We start from the raw sequence: 16814 nt of genomic DNA on the forward strand, positions 1-16814 counted from the left end.
GAGGCCGGCCTGCGAGACGGTTGACGCAGCCGCCAAGGCCCGTCATTCATCTGGGAAAGGCGTTCTCCAGGACGCAACCCATAATAAGCATCCGAACGCAGGGAAGAAACGATGGAAAAAGCCGAAATCGGCCTGATCGGCCTTGGCACGATGGGTTCCAACCTAGCGCTCAACATCGCCGAGCATGGGCATCGCATTGCCGTCTTCAACCGCACACCGTCGCGCATCGATGCGTTCGTCGAGAGCGCCGGTTCGCTGAAGGACATGGTCGTTGCCTGCTACAGCCTGGAGGAACTCGCCGCGGCGATCCGCCCGCCGCGGCCGATCATCATCATGGTGCTGGCCGGCAAGCCGGTCGACGAGCAGATCGCGGCGCTGCGCGGCGTGCTTTCCGACAACGACATCGTCATCGATGCCGGCAACGCCAATTTCCGCGATACGATGCGGCGCTTCTCGGAGCTGTCCGGCTCGGGCCTGACCTTCATCGGCATGGGCGTGTCGGGGGGCGAGGAGGGCGCGCGCCACGGTCCGTCGATCATGGTCGGCGGCACCGAAGAGTCCTGGAAGCGGGTCGAGAAGGTGCTGACCGCGATCTCGGCCAAGTTCAAGGACGAGCCCTGCGCCGCCTGGCTCGGCACCGACGGCGCCGGCCATTTCGTCAAGACCATCCACAACGGCATCGAATATGCCGACATGCAGATGATCGCCGAGATCTACGGCATCTTGCGCGACGGCCTGGGCATGGCGCCGAAGGAGATCGGCAAGGTCTTCGAAGAATGGAACAAGGGCCGGCTCAACTCCTACCTGATCGAGATCACCGCAAAAGTTCTCGCCGCCGACGATCCCAAGACCGGTAAGCCGGTTGCCGACATTATCCTCGACCGCGCCGGGCAGAAGGGCACCGGCAAATGGTCGGTCATCGAAGCGCAGCAGCTCGGCATTCCGGCGACGGCGATCGAGGCGGCGGTCGCGGCGCGCGTGCTGTCGTCGATCAAGAATGAGCGGCAGGCGGCGGAAAAGGCCTATGGCAATATCGGCGTCGAAAAGATTTCCGGCGACAGGGGCGCGCTGCTCAAGGACCTGGAGCTCGCCTTGTTCGCCGGCAAGATCGCGGCTTACGCGCAAGGCTTCGCGGTGATGAGCGGCGCCTCCAAGGAATTCAACTGGAACTTGCCGATGCCGACCATCGCCAGGATCTGGCGCGCCGGCTGCATCATCCGCTCGCAGATGCTGGACACGATGGCCGAGGCGTTCGGTTCAGGCAGCGCTTCCACCAATCTGCTGATGGCGCCGGCCTTCATTGCCATGATGAAGGAGGCGCATCCGTCGCTGAGGCGCATCGTGGCGCGCGCCTCCGAAGCCGGCTCGCCGGTGCCGGCGCTGTCGTCGGCGCTCGCCTATTTCGACAGCTACCGCCAAGGACGCGGCACCTCGAACCTGATCCAGGCGCAGCGCGACTTCTTCGGCGCGCACGGCTTCGAGCGCGTCGGGGAAGAGGGGGCGTTTCATGGCCCATGGGGCAGTGGGGCCGCCTAGGGCCAGGTGAGGCCGGCCTGCAAATGGCGGCTTCCTGCGCTTCCGGTGCTCACGTACTTTAAGTACGCTCCGCTCCGGTTCTCGGAAGCCACCATTTTCGACTCGGCCTGACCTGCCCCTCAAGTCGCGCCAATCAACCGCGATAGGGCAAAACCTCGCTCGGCGTACTGAGAGATTGCAGCGAGCCGGGGTCGGCGCCGCCGATCCAGCCGAGCACCGCGCGGGCGAGTTCGGAGCCGGCCAGCCGGAAATTCTCGTTGACGACGAGCAGCTCTCGCCGGAACAGATGCAGCAGCTCCGACGATTGTTTCGACACCACGTCGACGTCACGGCCTAGCTTCAGCCCGGCGTCCTCGATGCCGGCCACGATGGCGAGCGTCGCGGCGGCAGCGCTGCTGACGAAGCCGTCCGGCCGGTCCTTGCGCCGCATCAATTGCGCTGTGCGCATCCTGATCTGCTCGATCGACTGGTCGATGGAGACGGTGTTGAACGGCACTTCGCTGGCGCCCACCTCGCTCAGCGCATCGGCAAAGCCGGCGATCGTATGGCCGTAATAGGTGAGGCCAACCGGCGGCGTCACAAGCGCAAGCCGGTTGCGGCCCCTGCCGGCGAGATAGCGCACGGCTTCGCCGGCAAAGGTGTAATTGTCGAAGTCGTGATAGGGATGCACCAGCCCCATGTCGGTGCGGCCATGCGTGGCGAAGGGAATGCCGCGCTCCAGCATATAGCGCGCCCGCGGATCGTTGGGTTGGGTGCGTGAGATGATGACGCCATCGGCCGAGCCCGTCTCGACCAGATAGCGCACCGGGTCCAGCGGGTCCTGCGAGCGCGAATAGGGCGTGACGATCAGATGGTAGGGCGTGTCTGCGATCACCTCGGTGACGCCGTAGATGATGTCCGAGACGAAGCTCATCAGCTCGTGCTCGGTGTTCAGCACGAGCGAGATGACGTTGGTCTTGCCGGTCCGCAAACGTACGCCGGCGCGGTTGGGGCGATAGCCGATCTGCTTGGCGACGAGCTGGACGCGACGCCTGGTCTCGGCGCCGATCTCGGGCGCATCCTTCAGCGCGCGCGAGACCGTCGTGACGCCCAGCCCGGTCATGAAGGCAAGCGTCTTCAGCGTCGGCCGTTCCTTGCCCGACGTGTCGTCGTCGCCCTTCTTCGTTATCCGTCTATCCATCGTCCCGCCCGTCAGGCGCATAGCAGTCGCGGGGCCGACCGGCAATCGTGCGGCGGTGACATTTGCGCGACCTTCAGTTTGCGGCTCGGCTCAATATACTGAAACGTTACAGATTGCCAATCTTCGTGATCAACCGGCAAGGTCGCGCCGCCGGCATCGCGGATGCGGAGAGGAGCCGAAAGTCGCTGGAATCACAAAGAAATATCGGTCTGGGCCTGCTTTTGGCACCAATCAACTAATCTGATACCGGCGTTGCCGCCTCGGGAGAAAGATTTTGTTCGCGTCGCGAAAAAATCTTGGCCGACCTCAAGGCGAGGGGTTGCCTAGGCGGATCATTTGCCGTATCGAAAATCTGTAACGTTTCAGATTCTGGGAGGAGCCGAAATGCGATACAAATTCCTGACTGCTGCCCTTGCCGCGACAGTTGCGCTCAATTTCGCCGGTCCGGCGGCCGCGACCGACCTGGAAGTCACCCATTGGTGGACTTCCGGCGGCGAGGCGGCAGCGGTGGCCGAGCTTGCCAAGGCATTCGACGCGACGGGCAACCACTGGGTCGACGGCGCCATTGCAGGCTCCGGCGGCACGGCGCGGCCGATCATGATCAGCCGCATCACCGGCGGCGATCCAATGGGCGCCACCCAGTTCAACCACGGCCGCCAGGCGGAGGAACTGGTGCAGGCCGGGCTGATGCGCGACCTCACCGATATCGCCACCAAGGACAAGTGGACGGAGATCGTGCGGCCGAAGAGCCTGCTCGATAGTTGCACCATCGACGGCAAGATCTATTGCGTGCCGGTCAATATCCATTCCTGGCAGTGGCTGTGGCTGTCCAACGAGGCCTTCCAGAAGGCCGGCCTGCCTGTGCCGAAGGACTGGAATGAATTCGTGGCGGATGCGCCGGCGCTGGAAAAGGCGGGCATCATTCCGCTCGCGGTCGGCGGACAGGCCTGGCAAGCCTCGGGCGCCTTCGACGTGCTGATGGCCGCGACCGGGGGCACGGACACGTTCCTCAAGGTCTACAAGGACAAGGACGCCAAGTTTGCCGCCGGCCCCGAGATCGCCAAGGTGTTCAAGGCCGCCGACGACGCCCGCAAGATGGCCAAGAACACCAATGTGCAGGACTGGAATCAGGCCACCAACCTGGTCATCACCGGCAAGGCCGCCGGCCAGATCATGGGCGACTGGGCCCAAGGCGAGTTCCAGGTCGCCGGCAAGACCGCCGGCAAGGACTATACCTGCCTGCCCGGCCTTGGGCTCAACGAAGTCATCGCCACCGGCGGCGACGCCTTCTACTTCCCGCTGCTCAAGGACGAAGCGAAGTCCAAGGCGCAGGTGGTGCTGGCGGAGACGCTGCTCGATCCTAAGACCCAGGTCGCCTTCAATCTCAAGAAGGGCTCGCTGCCGGTGCGCGGCGACGTCGACCTCAACACGGCGAACGACTGCATGAAGAAGGGTCTCGCCATCCTCGCCAAGGGCGCGGTTATGCCGTGGACGGACCAGCTGCTTTCGCAGGACACCCAGAAGCAGAAGGAGGACCTGTTCTCCGAATTCTTCGCCAAGCCCGACATGACGCTCGAAGAGGCGCAGAAGCGCTTCGCCGACATCATCGCCTCGGCGGATTGACGACCGGCGCCCCCGCCGGCTTCCGGCCCCAGCCTATCGGGGGTCGGAAGCTCGATGTCCTCATTGCCCAGCCGGCCGAGATGAGCAGCAGCAAACGCCCCAGTAAGCTTTTCCGCAACCTGAATGCCAAGGTCGCATCGATCCCGATGATCCTGACGGCGCTTGTGGTGTTCGTCGGCGGCACGGCCTGGACGGTGCTCTATTCCTTCACCAATTCGAAGCTTTTGCCGCGGCTCAACTTCGTCGGGCTCGACCAGTATCACCGGCTCTGGTCGACGTCGCGCTGGCTGGTGTCGATCGAGAACCTCTTGATCTATGGCGCGATTTCGCTGGTGTTCTCGCTGGTCATCGGCTTCCTGCTTGCAGCCCTTCTCGACCAGAAGATCCGCTTCGAGGATACCTTTCGCACCATTTTCCTCTATCCCTTCGCGCTGTCCTTCATCGTCACCGGGCTGGTCTGGCAATGGCTGCTCAATCCGGATTTCGGGGTGCAGCGCGTCGTGCGCGACCTCGGCTGGACGAGCTTCAGCTTCGACCCGCTTTATAATTCCAGCCTCGTCATCTACGGCATCTCGATCGCGGCGCTCTGGCAGGGCACGGGTCTGGTCATGTGCCTGATGCTCGCCGGCCTGCGCGGCATCGACGAAGATATCTGGAAGGCGGCAAGGGTGGACGGGATACCTATGTGGAAGACGTATCTCTTCATCGTCATCCCGATGATGCGGCCGGTCTTCATCACCACGCTGGTGATCATCGCGGCCGGCATCGTCAAGGTCTATGACCTGGTCGTGGCGCAGACCAGCGGCGGCCCAGGCATCGCCTCGGAAGTGCCGGCGAAATATGTCTATGACTACATGTTCTTCGCGCAGAATCTCGGCCAGGGTTTCGCCGCCTCGACCATGATGCTGTTGTCGGTGGTGATCGTCATCGTGCCATGGGCCTACCTCGAATTCGGAGGCAAGAAGCGTGGCTGACGGCGCCTCTCTGTCCACCGGTGCGGAAGCGCTCAAGCGCAATGCCGCCGGCCCGAGCGGTCCGAAGCCTCGGCATGTGCTGTCGCGCCGCAACATCTTTCTCTACGGCACGCTGATCGTCGTGGCGCTCTATTACCTCTTGCCACTCTACGTGATGATCGTCACGTCGCTGAAGGGCATGCCGGAAATCCGGCTTGGCAACATCTTCTCGCCGCCGGTGGAGATCACCTTCGAACCCTGGGTGAAAGCCTGGGCGACCGCCTGTACCGGCCTCAACTGCGACGGGCTCTCGCGCGGCTTCTGGAATTCGGTGCGTATCACCGTGCCATCGGTGATCCTGTCGATCGCGATCGCCTCGGTGAACGGCTATGCCTTGGCCAACTGGCGGTTCAAGGGCGCCGACACCTTCTTCATCATCCTGATCGTCGGCGCCTTTATTCCCTATCAGGTGATGATCTATCCGATCGTGATTATCCTGCGCGAGATCGGCATATACGGCACGCTGACCGGGCTGGTGATCGTGCATTCGATCTTCGGCATGCCGATCCTGACGCTCTTGTTCCGCAACTATTTCACCTCGATGCCGGAGGAGCTGTTCCGCGCCGCGCGCGTCGATGGCGCAGGCTTCTGGGGCATCTATCTGCGCATCATGCTGCCGATGTCGCTGCCGATCTTCGTCGTCGCCATCATCCTGCAGGTGACCGGCATCTGGAATGATTTCCTGTTCGGCGTCGTCTACACGCGACCCGACACCTATCCGATGACGGTGCAGCTCAACAACATCGTCAATTCGGTCCAGGGTGTGAAGGAATACAACGTCAACATGGCGGCGACCATCCTCACCGGCCTCGTTCCGCTCATCGTCTATTTCGTTTCCGGCAAGCTCTTCGTGCGCGGCATCGCCGCCGGCGCGGTGAAAGGATGATGATGGCAGCTGAAAGCGCCAATCCCAGCGTTTCGATCCAGGACCTGTCGCTCAATTTCGGCGCCGTCTCGGTGCTGCAGACGCTCAACCTGGATGTCGCCAACGGCGAATTCATCGTGCTGCTCGGCCCCTCCGGCTGCGGCAAGTCGACCTTGCTCAACTGCATCGCCGGACTGCTCGACATTTCGGAAGGCCGCATCTTCATCAAAGGCAAGAACGTCACCTGGGAAGAGCCGAAGGACCGCGGCATCGGCATGGTGTTCCAGTCCTATGCGCTCTATCCGCAGATGACGGTGGAGAGGAACCTCTCTTTCGGCCTGCGCGTCGCAGGCGTGCCGAAGGACGAGATCGCCAAGCGCATCGCACGCGCCGCCGAGATCCTGCAAATCGAGCCGCTGTTGCAGAGGAAGCCCTCCGCGCTGTCCGGCGGCCAGCGCCAGCGCGTGGCGATCGGGCGCGCGCTAGTGCGCGACGTCGACGTCTTCCTGTTCGACGAGCCGCTTTCCAATCTCGATGCCAAGCTGCGTTCGGAGCTGCGCGTGGAGATCAAACTTCTGCACCGCAGGCTTCAGAACACCATGATCTACGTCACCCACGACCAGATCGAGGCGATGACCCTGGCCGACCGCATCGCGGTGATGAAGGGCGGCGTGATACAGCAGCTGGACGCGCCGCAGACGATCTACAACCGTCCGGTCAATCGCTTCGTCGCCGGCTTCCTCGGCTCGCCGGCGATGAACTTTGTCGACGGCCATTTGGAAAACGCGGATGGCGGCTGGCATTTTCTCGCCCATGGTCTGAAGATTCCACTCAGTACCTATAATTTCGATCGGCAGCCCGAACCCGGACCAGCCGTGTTCGGCATCAGGCCCGAACATGTGAGTCTGAACAGCGGCGCCGGCTGGCCGTTCTCGGCGGCCAGCAAAGTCGAAGTGGTGGAACCGATGGGCTCCGACACGCTGGTCTGGCTGCAGCTCGCCCAACAGAAATTCAGCGTCCGGGTTACCTCGGAGCGTACGCCCGGGAATGATGAGGCGGTGACCGTCGGTTTCGATCCGATGCGCGCCTCGCTCTTCGACGCTCAAACCGGCAACCGCCTTTAACCTCCCAAGCCAATGAACGGACAGGACAGATGAACTGGTCATTCCAACTCTACAGCGCCCGCAATTTCCAGCCATGGAACGGCGTGGTCAAAATGCTTGGGCAACTCGGCTATGCCCAAGTCGAGGGCTTCGGCGGCGTCTATGACGACCCGAAGGCGTTCCGCGCCGAGCTCGACAAGAACGGGCTTGCGATGCCCACCGGGCATTTCTCGATAGATGCGCTGGAGAACGATTTCGACGGTGTGCGCAACATCGCCGACGCGCTCGGCATAACGCTGCTGATCTGCCCCTATCTGATGCCCGATCAGCGCCCGTCCGACGCCGCCGGCTGGCGCGGCTTCGGCGAGCGCTTGGCCAAGGTTGGCGAGGTGGCGAAAAAGGCCGGCTACGGTTTTGCCTGGCACAACCATGATTTCGAGTTCAAGGCGCTTGCCGACGGCTCGCTGCCGCAGGACCACATCCTGTCCGCGGCGCCCGACATCGGCTGGGAAATGGACGTGGCCTGGGTGATCCGCGGCGGCGCCGATCCGCTGCCCTGGATCGAAAAACACGGCAGGCGCATCAGCGCCGTCCACGTCAAGGATATAGCCAAGCCGGGCGAGGGGCTCGACGAGGACGGCTGGTCCGATGTCGGTCACGGCACGATCGACTGGGCGGGCCTGTTCAAGACATTGCGCGCCAAGAGCGCGGCTCAGTACTTCATCATGGAACAGGACAACCCCAATGACATCGAGCGCTATGCCCGCCGCTCGATCGCGGCAGCCAAGAGCTGGCAGGAGTAATCGAAAATGGCAAAGAAGCTTGGCGTCGGCGTCATCGGCTGCGGCAACATCTCGAAGGCGTATTTCTCGCTGGCGCCGCTGTTCCGCGGCATCAAGATGCGCGCCTGCGCGGACATCAACATGGAGGCCGCGAAGGCGCGGGCGAAGGAGTTCAAGCTGCGCGCCGAGACGGTCAACGACCTGCTCAGGGACGAAGAGATCGATATCATCGTCAACCTGACGATCCCGGCGGTGCACTATGAAGTGTCGAAGGCGGTGCTCGACGCCGGCAAGCATGTCTATTCGGAAAAGCCGTTCGTGCTGTCGATCGAGGAAGGGCTGGACCTGAAGAAGCGGGCCGAGAAGAAGGGCCTGCGCATCGGCTCGGCGCCGGATACTTTCCTCGGCGGCGCGCATCAGCTGGTCCGCGATCTCATCGACAGCGGCAAGCTCGGCGCGATCACCAGCGGCACCTGCCATGTGATGGGCCATGGCATGGAGCACTGGCACCCCAATCCGGATTTCTTCTTCCAGCCGGGCGCCGGTCCGGTGCTCGACATCGGACCGTATTATGTCACCAACCTGATCCAACTGATCGGACCGGTAAAACAGGTGGCGGCCTTCGCGACGACGCCGGCCAAAGAGCGGACGATCTCATCGAAGCCGCGCGCGGGCGAAAAGATCCCGGTGAACACGCCGACCACAATCCATGCGCTGCTCGAATTCGCGAATGGTGCGGTGATCACGCTCAACACCTCCTGGGACGTCTGGAGCCATGGGCACGCGCCGATGGAGCTCTACGGCGAATTGGGCACCGTCTTCGTGCCGGACCCGAATTTCTTCGGCGGCGAGGTGCGCTTCACGGACGGCGCCAAGCCGGTGAAGAAACTGCCCAAATGGAACCATCCGTTCGGCGTGCCGAACGAGATGCACAGCCAAGGCATGATGGCGAACTATCGCACCGCAGGCTTGGCCGACATGGCAATCGCGATCGCCGAAGGGCGGCCGCATCGCTGCTCGATGGAGCTGGCGCTGCACGCTGTCGACGTGATGACCGGCATCCTGCGCTCCGGCGAGAGCGGCAAATATGTCGCTATGCAGACGACCTGCGAACGGCCGGCCGCACTCGGCGTCAAGGACGCGAAGGCGCTGCTGGCCAAGAAAAACTAAAGCATGTCTCCCGAAAGTGGGAACCGGTTTCGGGGCAACGACATGCGCAAATCAAAAGCCTAAAGCGCAGGGAGCGATCTGAAAGATCGCGACGCGCTTTAGGTGGCAACCCCTCTCCCCGTTTCGGCGGGGAGAGGGTAAAAGGTTAGGGGCAAGCATCGATTCAATTCAGGTTGGCGGTGATCGCCGCGCTGTTTCAATCCCGAGGATTCCCATGCCCTATGTCGCCGCCGAGAACCGCTACGAGAAGATGATCTATAACCGCTGCGGGCGCTCCGGCCTGAAGCTGCCGGCGATCTCGCTCGGGCTGTGGCACAATTTCGGCAACGACACGCCGCACCGGACTAAGCAGGCGATCGTGCGCAAGGCCTTCGACCTCGGCATCACGCATTTCGACCTCGCCAACAATTACGGCCCGCCGCCCGGCTCGGCGGAAACCGCGTTCGGCGAGATCCTGCGCAGCGATTTCGCCGCCTATCGCGACGAGCTGATCATCTCGACCAAGGCCGGCTACGAGATGTGCTGGCCCGTACGGCGAATGGGGCAGCCGCAAATATGTGCTGGCCAGCCTCGACCAGAGCCTCAAGCGCATGGGGCTCGACTATGTCGACATCTTCTATTCGCACCGTTTCGATCCGGAGACGCCGCTGGAGGAAACCATGGGCGCGCTCGACCATGCGGTGCGCTCGGGCAAGGCGCTCTATGTCGGCATCTCGTCTTACAATTCGCAGCGCACGCGGGAAGCAGCCGACATATTAAGGCGGCTCGGCACGCCCTGCCTGATCCATCAGCCGAGCTATTCCATGCTCAACCGCTGGGTCGAGGAAGACGGGCTGCTCGACACGCTGGAGGGGCAGGGCATCGGCTCGATCGTGTTCTCGCCGCTGGCGCAAGGCATGCTGACCGACAAATATCTCGGTGGCATCCCAGAAGGCAGCCGCGCCAGCCAGGGCAAGTCTTTGCGAGCGGCCTTCATCAACGACAAGTCGATCGCCAACATCAGGGCGCTCAACGCCATTGCCGCACGGCGCGGCCAGACACTGGCGCAGATGGCGCTGGCCTGGGTGCTGCGCAAAGGCCGGGTGACCACGGCGCTGATCGGCGCCAGCCGGCCGGAACAGGTCGAGGATTGCGTCGGCGCGCTCAAGGCGCTCGAGTTCTCCGATGCCGAGCTCGCCGAGATCGACACTTACGCGCGCGAGTCCGACATCAACCTCTGGGCGGCTTCGGCCGAACGCAAGGGACCGCCGCGCAAGTAGCGATTGGCCGGTGAGCCATTTCGGTCCGCCCGTGCCTAAAGGGAGGCGCAGCGGAAACGGTGGCAAAATCGTTCGTTCGTCGCTATCTCAGGGAAATTGAGGTCGTGCGTATGCGAGATCGCGTGCGGACGTCGATTGGGCGAACAAGATGACGGCAAGAGATGCGCTGACCAAGAACCAGCTCTGCGTGCTCGAGAAGCTCGAGGCGTCAAGCGGGCCGCTCAGCGCCTATACGCTGCTCGACCAGCTGCGCGAGCGCGGCTTCCGCGCGCCGCTGCAGGTCTACCGGGCGCTCGATACGCTGGTGAAGTCCGGCTTTGTGCATCGGCTCGAAAGCCTCAACTCCTTTGTCGCCTGCGCCGAGCCGCACGACCACAGCCATTCGATGACGGCCTTCGCCATCTGCGACAATTGCGGCCAGGTGACCGAGATGTCCGACCATGATGTGGACCACCGGCTGGACGAATGGGTGCGCTCGACGGGATTCGCTGCCAAGAAGGCGGTGATCGAGTTTCGCGGTGTTTGCGCAAAGTGTAGGGCCGAAGCGGCGTAAGAACGCTGATATTCAGGTGAGGTCGGCCTGCAAATGGCGGCTCCCTGCGCTTCCGGTGCTCACGTATTTTAGTACGCTCCGCTCCGGTTGTCGGGACCCACCACTTTCGACTCGACCTGACCTGAATCTCGACGCTCTTACAGCGTGGGGTAGCGCCTAATGCGCCTCGTCCCAGTTGTTGGCGGCGCGGGCGTCGACATGCAGCGGTACCGACATCGAGACGGCCGGCATCGGCGCGTTCTCCATCACCTTGCGCACCACGGGGATCGTCGCCTCGACCTCTGCTTCCACCGTTTCGAAGATCAGCTCGTCATGCACCTGCAACAGCATGCGGGCCGACAGCTTCGCCTTCTCCAGCGCTTCTTCCATATGCACCATGGCGCGGCGGATGATGTCGGCGGCGGTGCCCTGGAGCCTGGCGTTGATCGAGGCGCGCTCATTGAAGGCGCGGATCGACGGATTGGAGGATCGTATCTCCGGATAATGGATGCGGCGGCCGAAGATGGTCTCGACGAAGCCGTTCTCCCGCGCATAAGCCTTGGTCTCCTCGATATAGTCGCGGATGCCCGGGAAGCGCTCGAAATAGCGCTTGATATAGGCGCCCGCCTCCTCGCGCGGGATCGACAGCTGGTTGGCGAGACCGAAGGCCGAGATGCCGTAGATGATGCCGAAATTGATCGCCTTGGCGCGCCGGCGCACTTCCGAAGGCATGCCCTCGACTGGCACGTTGAACATTTCCGACGCGGTGATAGCGTGGATGTCGGCGCCGTCGGCGAAGGCCTGCTTGAGCTGCGGGATTTCGGCCACATGGGCAAGCACGCGCAGCTCGATCTGGCTGTAGTCGGCCGAGACCAGCTTGTGGCCCTTTTCGGCGATGAAGGCGGTCCTGATCTTGCGCCCTTCGGCCGTGCGCACCGGGATGTTCTGCAGATTGGGATCGGAGGACGACAGCCGCCCGGTGGTGGTCGCTGCCAGCGCATATGAGGTGTGCACGCGGTTGGTGCCCGGGTTGATGAAGCCGGGCAGCGCGTCGGTATAGGTCGATTTCAGCTTGGTGAGCTGGCGCCAGTCGACGATCTTGCGCGGCAGCTCGTGGCCTTCGGCGGCGAGATCTTCCAGCAGTTGCGCCGAGGTCGACCATTGGCCGGTCTTGGTCTTGGAGCCGCCCGGCAGGCCCATCTTGCCGAACAATATGTCGCCGAGCTGCTTTGGCGAACCGATGTTGATGCGCTCGCCGACAATCCCGTAGATTTCCTCCTCGACGCGGGCAGCACCCTGCGCCAGTTCCCCCGACAATCGCGACAGGATCTGGCGGTCGACGGAGATGCCGCGCTGCTCCATGCGCGCAAGCACGGGCACCAGCGGCCTTTCCAGCCGCTCATAAACGGAAACGAGGCCCTTGGCGGCAAGCCTCGGCTTCAGCACCTGCCAGAGCCGGAGGGCCAGGTCGGCCTGCTCGCCGGCATAGGCGGTCGCGCGCTCGATATCGACCTGATCGAAGCCGATGGCGCTCTTGCCCGAGCCTGCAAGCTCCTTTTTCGTAGCCGGCGCGTGGCCCAGCCATTTTTCCGACAGCGAAGCGAGATCGTGACCGCCGGAGGTGCCTGCATCGAGCACGTAGGAGATCAGCATCGTGTCGTCGAACGGAGTGACCTCGATGCCGTGCCGGCTCATCACGACGATATCGTATTTCATGTCCTGCACGATCTTGAGGACCGATCGGTCCTCAAGCAGCGGCTTGAGCAGCGCCAGCGCCTTGCGGACCGGGATCTGGTTCTCCACAAGGCCGCCGCCGAGCAGGTCGCCATTGCCGCTCTTGTGGGCGAGCGGCACATAGGTGGCGCGGCCCGGCGCGAGCGCCATGGACAGGCCGATGAGATCGGCCTGCATCGGGTCGGACGAGGTGGTCTCGGCGTCGAAAGCAAGGATGCCGGCGTCGCGGGCTTCGGCTATCCAGGCCTCGAGCGCGGCCGTGTCGCGGATGGGTGCATAGGCCGACGTGTCGATCTTGCGCGCCGACGCCTGTTCCAGCCGCAGCGCCGAGAGGAGCGACGGGGTATCGCCTTGCGGCGGCGCGTCCTCGCCCCTGACCGGCGCAGCCGGCTTTGCGGCCTCGCTCGACGCGGCGGTCGGCCTTGGCGCCGGCGGCGCGCCGGCGCCGACATCGGGGCCATGCGCGGTATCGGCGCGCTCGATGGTCACGGCTGAGGCCTGGACGTCGCCAATGTCCGTTCCGGTCGCTTCGGCGACGCGTCGGGTCAGCGTGGTGAACTCCATCGTCTTCAGGAACCCGATCAGCTTCGGGCCATCCGGCGCATGCAGGACAAGGTCGTCCAGGCCTTCCTTCAGCGGCACGTCGTTCTTGAGCGTCACCAGTTGGCGCGAGATGCGCGCCTTGTCGGCGTTGGCGATGATGGTCTCGCGCCGTTTCTCCTGCTTGATCTCGGAAGCGCGCGCCAGCAGCCCGTCAAGGTCGCCGAACTGTTCGAGCAATTGCGCCGCGGTCTTCGGGCCGATGCCCGGCACGCCTGGCACGTTGTCAACCGAATCGCCGGTGAGCGCCTGAAGGTCGATCATCTTTTCCGGCGGCACGCCCCATTTCTCGATCACCTCGGGAATGCCGATCTGGCGATCCTTCATCGGGTCGTACATGCCGACGGTCGGACCGACCAGCTGCATCAGATCCTTGTCGGAAGAGATGATGGTGGTGTCGGCGCCGGCTTCGCAAGCCAGCCGGCAATAAGTGGCGATGATGTCGTCGGCTTCAAAACCCTCCGTCTCTATGCAAGGGACATTGAAGGCCGCGGTCGCCTGGCGGATCAGGCCGAATTGCGGGATCAGGTCTTCCGGCGGCGCAGAGCGGTTGGCCTTGTATTCGGGGTAGAGATCGCTGCGGAAGGTTTTCGACGAATAATCGAAGATGACGGCGAAATGCGTCGGCACCACGCCGACATCGGTGTTGCGGGCGTCCTGCATCAGCTTCCATACCATGTTGCAGAAACCGAGCACGGCGCTGGTCGGCAGGCCGTCGGACTTGCGGTTGAGTGGCGGCAGCGCGTGGTAGGCGCGGAAAATGTAGCCCGAGCCGTCGACGAGGAAGAGGTGATCGCCTTTTTTCATGCCGGCAGGGATAGCGCGGCCGGGCTCCGCGGTCCATGCCAAAGGCTGGGGAACCCACCGGTTCGGGCAACACCCCTGACAGATCCTGTCCGGCTGGAAATTTAGCCCGGAAATTTGTCGCTCACGGGCATGTTACAAAAGTGTAATTTTCGTGCCCTTGAATCGCCATGTTCACAGACCCAAATACACGTCATCGGCAGTTTTTCGCCGAAGTCCGGAGTAAGGCCCGTCCCCCGCCTATCCCGGGCAAACTGCGGCAGCCTATCCCCCCTCTCCGGGCTGCCGCAACGTTTCGAGTAGAGACCGCCGTGGTTCCCCCTCCACCACGGCGGTCTTCTTTTATTTGGCGACAGCGATCGCATCCTGGTCTAACGATCGCGGGCTTTTCGTTTTCGGCGCGGCCCATTAGGGTCTGCCGAAAACTTGAAAGGCTCCCGCATGTCCAGAATTGCCCCCGTCCTTGAGCGTCTCGATCAGAATCTCGACCAGAGCCTGGAGCGGCTGTTCGGCCTGCTCGCTATCAAGTCGATTTCCACCGATCCGGCCTTTGCCGCCGACTGCCGCAAGGGTGCCGAATGGCTAGTCGCCGAGCTCAAGCTGATCGGCTTCGACGCGAGTGTGCGCGGGACGCCCGGACACCCGATGGTGGTGGCGCATCACGAGGGACCGGCGGGCGCGCCGCATGTGCTGTTCTACGGCCACTACGATGTACAGCCCGTCGATCCGATCGAATTGTGGGAAACCGATCCGTTCGCGCCTTCGATCAAGGAGATCGAGCCCGGCCGCAAGGTGATCACCGGCCGCGGCTCGGCCGACGACAAGGGCCAGCTGATGACCTTCGTTGAGGCCTGCCGCGCGTGGAAGCAGGTGCATGGCAACCTGCCCTGCCGCGTCACCATCCTGTTCGAAGGCGAGGAGGAATCCGGCTCGCCGTCGCTCAAGCCATTCCTGGAAGCCAACGCGGCCGAGCTGAAGGCGGATTTCGCGCTGGTCTGCGACACCAGCATGTGGAACCGCGAGACGCCGTCGATCTGCGTGTCGCTGCGCGGCATGGTCGGCGAGGAGGTCACCGTCAAGGCGGCCAACCGCGACCTGCATTCGGGCCTCTATGGCGGCCCGGCCGCCAATCCGATCCGCATCCTGGCCAAAGTGCTGGCCGACGTTCACGACAAGGACGGCCGCGTCACCATTCCGGGCTTCTATGACGGCGTCGAGGAGACGCCTTCGCAGGTGCTGAAATCCTGGGAGGGACTTGGCGAGACGGCCGAGACCTTCCTCGGACCGGTCGGCCTCTCCATTCCCGCCGGCGAAAAGGGGCGCTCGGTGCTCGAGCTCACCTGGGCGCGGCCGACCGCGGAATTCAACGGCATCATCGGCGGCTATACCGGCAAGGGCTTCAAGACGGTGATCGCGGCGGAGGCCTCGGCGAAAGTGTCGTTCCGGCTCGTGCACAAGCAGGATCCGAAGAAGATCCGCGCCGCCTTCCAGGCCTTCGTGCGCGAACGCATTCCCGGCGACTGCTCGGTCGAATTCCACCCGCATGGCGGTTCGCCGGCGATCCAGCTTTCCTACGACTCGCCGTTCCTGGCCAAGGCCAAGGATGCGCTGTCCGACGAATGGGAGAAGCAGGCGGTCACCACCGGCGGCGGCGGCTCCATTCCTGTGGTCGGCGATTTCCAGACTTATCTCGGCATGGAATCGTTGCTGGTCGGCTTCGGCCTCGACGACGACCGCATCCATTCGCCGAACGAGAAATATGAGCTGACTTCGTTCCACAAGGGTCAGCGGTCCTGGGCGCGCATCCTCGACGCGCTGACACGTTGAAATCCAACTTTCTGTTGATTTTTCTTCGGATCGCGGCGAGGACGAATGACCAGCGCAACGCGCCGCCTGCTGGCGCATCCCAGGCGATGCGCGGTATTGCGGCCGCGATCCGGAGAAGAGAATGACCGATATCCGTTTCCACAAAAACGATCTGCCTGACCTGTCGCGCTATAGTGTCGGGGCGGTCGCCATCGACACGGAGACGCTGGGGCTCAACCCGCATCGCGACCGGCTCTGCGTGGTGCAGATTTCGCCCGGCGACGGCAGCGCCGATGTCATCCAGATCGCTCCGGGCCAGAAAGAGGCGCCGAACCTCGCCAGCCTGTTGAGAAACAACACCATTACCAAGCTGTTTCACTACGGCCGCTTCGACATCGCCGTGCTCTACCACACCTTCGGCGTGATGGCCGAGCCGGTGTTCTGCACCAAGATCGCCTCGCGGCTCACCCGCACCTATACCGATCGTCACGGGTTGAAGGATCTCTGCAGCGAACTGCTCGGCATCGGCCTGTCCAAGGCGCAGCAATCCTCCGACTGGGCGGCCGAAACGCTCTCGCCCGAACAGCTCGAATATGCCGCCTCGGACGTGCTCTACCTGCACAGGCTGCACGAGGTGCTGGGCGCGCGCCTGGCGCGCGAGAACCGCACCAAGGAGGCGGACGCCTGCTTCCGTTTCCTGCCGACGCGCGCCAAGCTCGACCTTATGGGCTGGGCGGAGGAAGACATCTTCGCGCATAGCTGACGGAACCCGGCGCATCGAAAGGACGTTGGGGCCGGTTGGTGGAG

The 16814-nt window shown here is 63.4% G+C and carries 12 protein-coding genes and 1 pseudogene; 11 read left to right on the forward strand and 2 right to left on the reverse strand.

Annotation, left to right across the window (positions count from 1 at the left end):
* Window positions 1–111: 111 nt before the first annotated feature.
* Window positions 112–1536, forward strand: a complete 1425-nt coding sequence (gndA, locus tag LB528_RS14945; RefSeq protein WP_224715360.1) for an NADP-dependent phosphogluconate dehydrogenase — start codon at window positions 112–114, stop codon at window positions 1534–1536.
* Window positions 1537–1669: 133 nt separating this feature from the next.
* On the opposite strand, the gene LB528_RS14950 is transcribed toward gndA, so the two are convergent.
* On the reverse strand, window positions 1670–2716 hold the full coding sequence (locus LB528_RS14950; RefSeq protein ID WP_224518368.1) for a LacI family transcriptional regulator: 1047 nt from the start codon (window positions 2714–2716) through the stop codon (window positions 1670–1672).
* A 384-nt stretch (window positions 2717–3100) separates the two neighbouring features.
* Between LB528_RS14950 and LB528_RS14955 the strand changes: the two genes are divergently transcribed.
* From LB528_RS14955 to LB528_RS14990, 8 genes and pseudogenes are all read left to right on the forward strand, one after another.
* Window positions 3101–4339 carry an ABC transporter substrate-binding protein gene (locus LB528_RS14955; RefSeq protein ID WP_224715361.1) on the forward strand — a complete coding sequence of 413 codons (1239 nt, stop codon included), beginning with the start codon at window positions 3101–3103 and terminating at the stop codon, window positions 4337–4339.
* An 80-nt stretch (window positions 4340–4419) separates the two neighbouring features.
* Window positions 4420–5313: a carbohydrate ABC transporter permease gene (locus tag LB528_RS14960; RefSeq protein ID WP_224513770.1), complete on the forward strand. Its 894-nt coding sequence runs from the start codon at window positions 4420–4422 to the stop codon at window positions 5311–5313.
* Entirely contained in the window at window positions 5306–6238 is a 933-nt protein-coding gene (locus LB528_RS14965; RefSeq protein WP_224715362.1) for a carbohydrate ABC transporter permease, read from the forward strand. Before LB528_RS14960 ends, LB528_RS14965 begins: the two co-directional genes overlap by 8 nt.
* A 2-nt stretch (window positions 6239–6240) precedes the next feature.
* Window positions 6241–7341: an ABC transporter ATP-binding protein gene (locus LB528_RS14970; protein ID WP_411962184.1), complete on the forward strand. Its 1101-nt coding sequence runs from the start codon at window positions 6241–6243 to the stop codon at window positions 7339–7341.
* A 29-nt stretch (window positions 7342–7370) separates the two neighbouring features.
* Window positions 7371–8123 (forward strand): sugar phosphate isomerase/epimerase family protein, encoded by a 753-nt coding sequence (locus tag LB528_RS14975; RefSeq protein WP_224513774.1) that lies wholly within the window; start codon window positions 7371–7373, stop codon window positions 8121–8123.
* A gap of 6 nt (window positions 8124–8129) precedes the next feature.
* Window positions 8130–9272 carry a Gfo/Idh/MocA family protein gene (locus LB528_RS14980; protein ID WP_224715364.1) on the forward strand — a complete coding sequence of 381 codons (1143 nt, stop codon included), beginning with the start codon at window positions 8130–8132 and terminating at the stop codon, window positions 9270–9272.
* A 214-nt stretch (window positions 9273–9486) separates the two neighbouring features.
* Window positions 9487–10531 (forward strand): annotated as a pseudogene (mgrA, locus tag LB528_RS14985) (L-glyceraldehyde 3-phosphate reductase).
* A gap of 148 nt (window positions 10532–10679) precedes the next feature.
* Entirely contained in the window at window positions 10680–11084 is a 405-nt protein-coding gene (locus LB528_RS14990; RefSeq protein ID WP_041003614.1) for a Fur family transcriptional regulator, read from the forward strand.
* 156 nt (window positions 11085–11240) lie between these two features.
* Here the strand turns inward: LB528_RS14990 and polA are convergent, their stop codons facing one another.
* Window positions 11241–14204, reverse strand: coding sequence for a DNA polymerase I (gene polA / locus LB528_RS14995; protein WP_224514037.1), 2964 nt, complete (start codon window positions 14202–14204; stop codon window positions 11241–11243).
* Window positions 14205–14642: 438 nt separating this feature from the next.
* On the opposite strand from polA, the gene LB528_RS15000 reads away from it, so the two are divergent.
* Window positions 14643–16028, forward strand: a complete 1386-nt coding sequence (locus LB528_RS15000; RefSeq protein ID WP_224513780.1) for a M20/M25/M40 family metallo-hydrolase — start codon at window positions 14643–14645, stop codon at window positions 16026–16028.
* 121 nt (window positions 16029–16149) lie between these two features.
* Window positions 16150–16770, forward strand: coding sequence for a ribonuclease D (locus LB528_RS15005; RefSeq protein WP_224513781.1), 621 nt, complete (start codon window positions 16150–16152; stop codon window positions 16768–16770).
* Window positions 16771–16814 lie beyond the last annotated feature (44 nt).

Source organism: Mesorhizobium sp. CA4 (assembly GCF_020165075.1).
GTDB lineage: Bacteria > Pseudomonadota > Alphaproteobacteria > Rhizobiales > Rhizobiaceae > Mesorhizobium.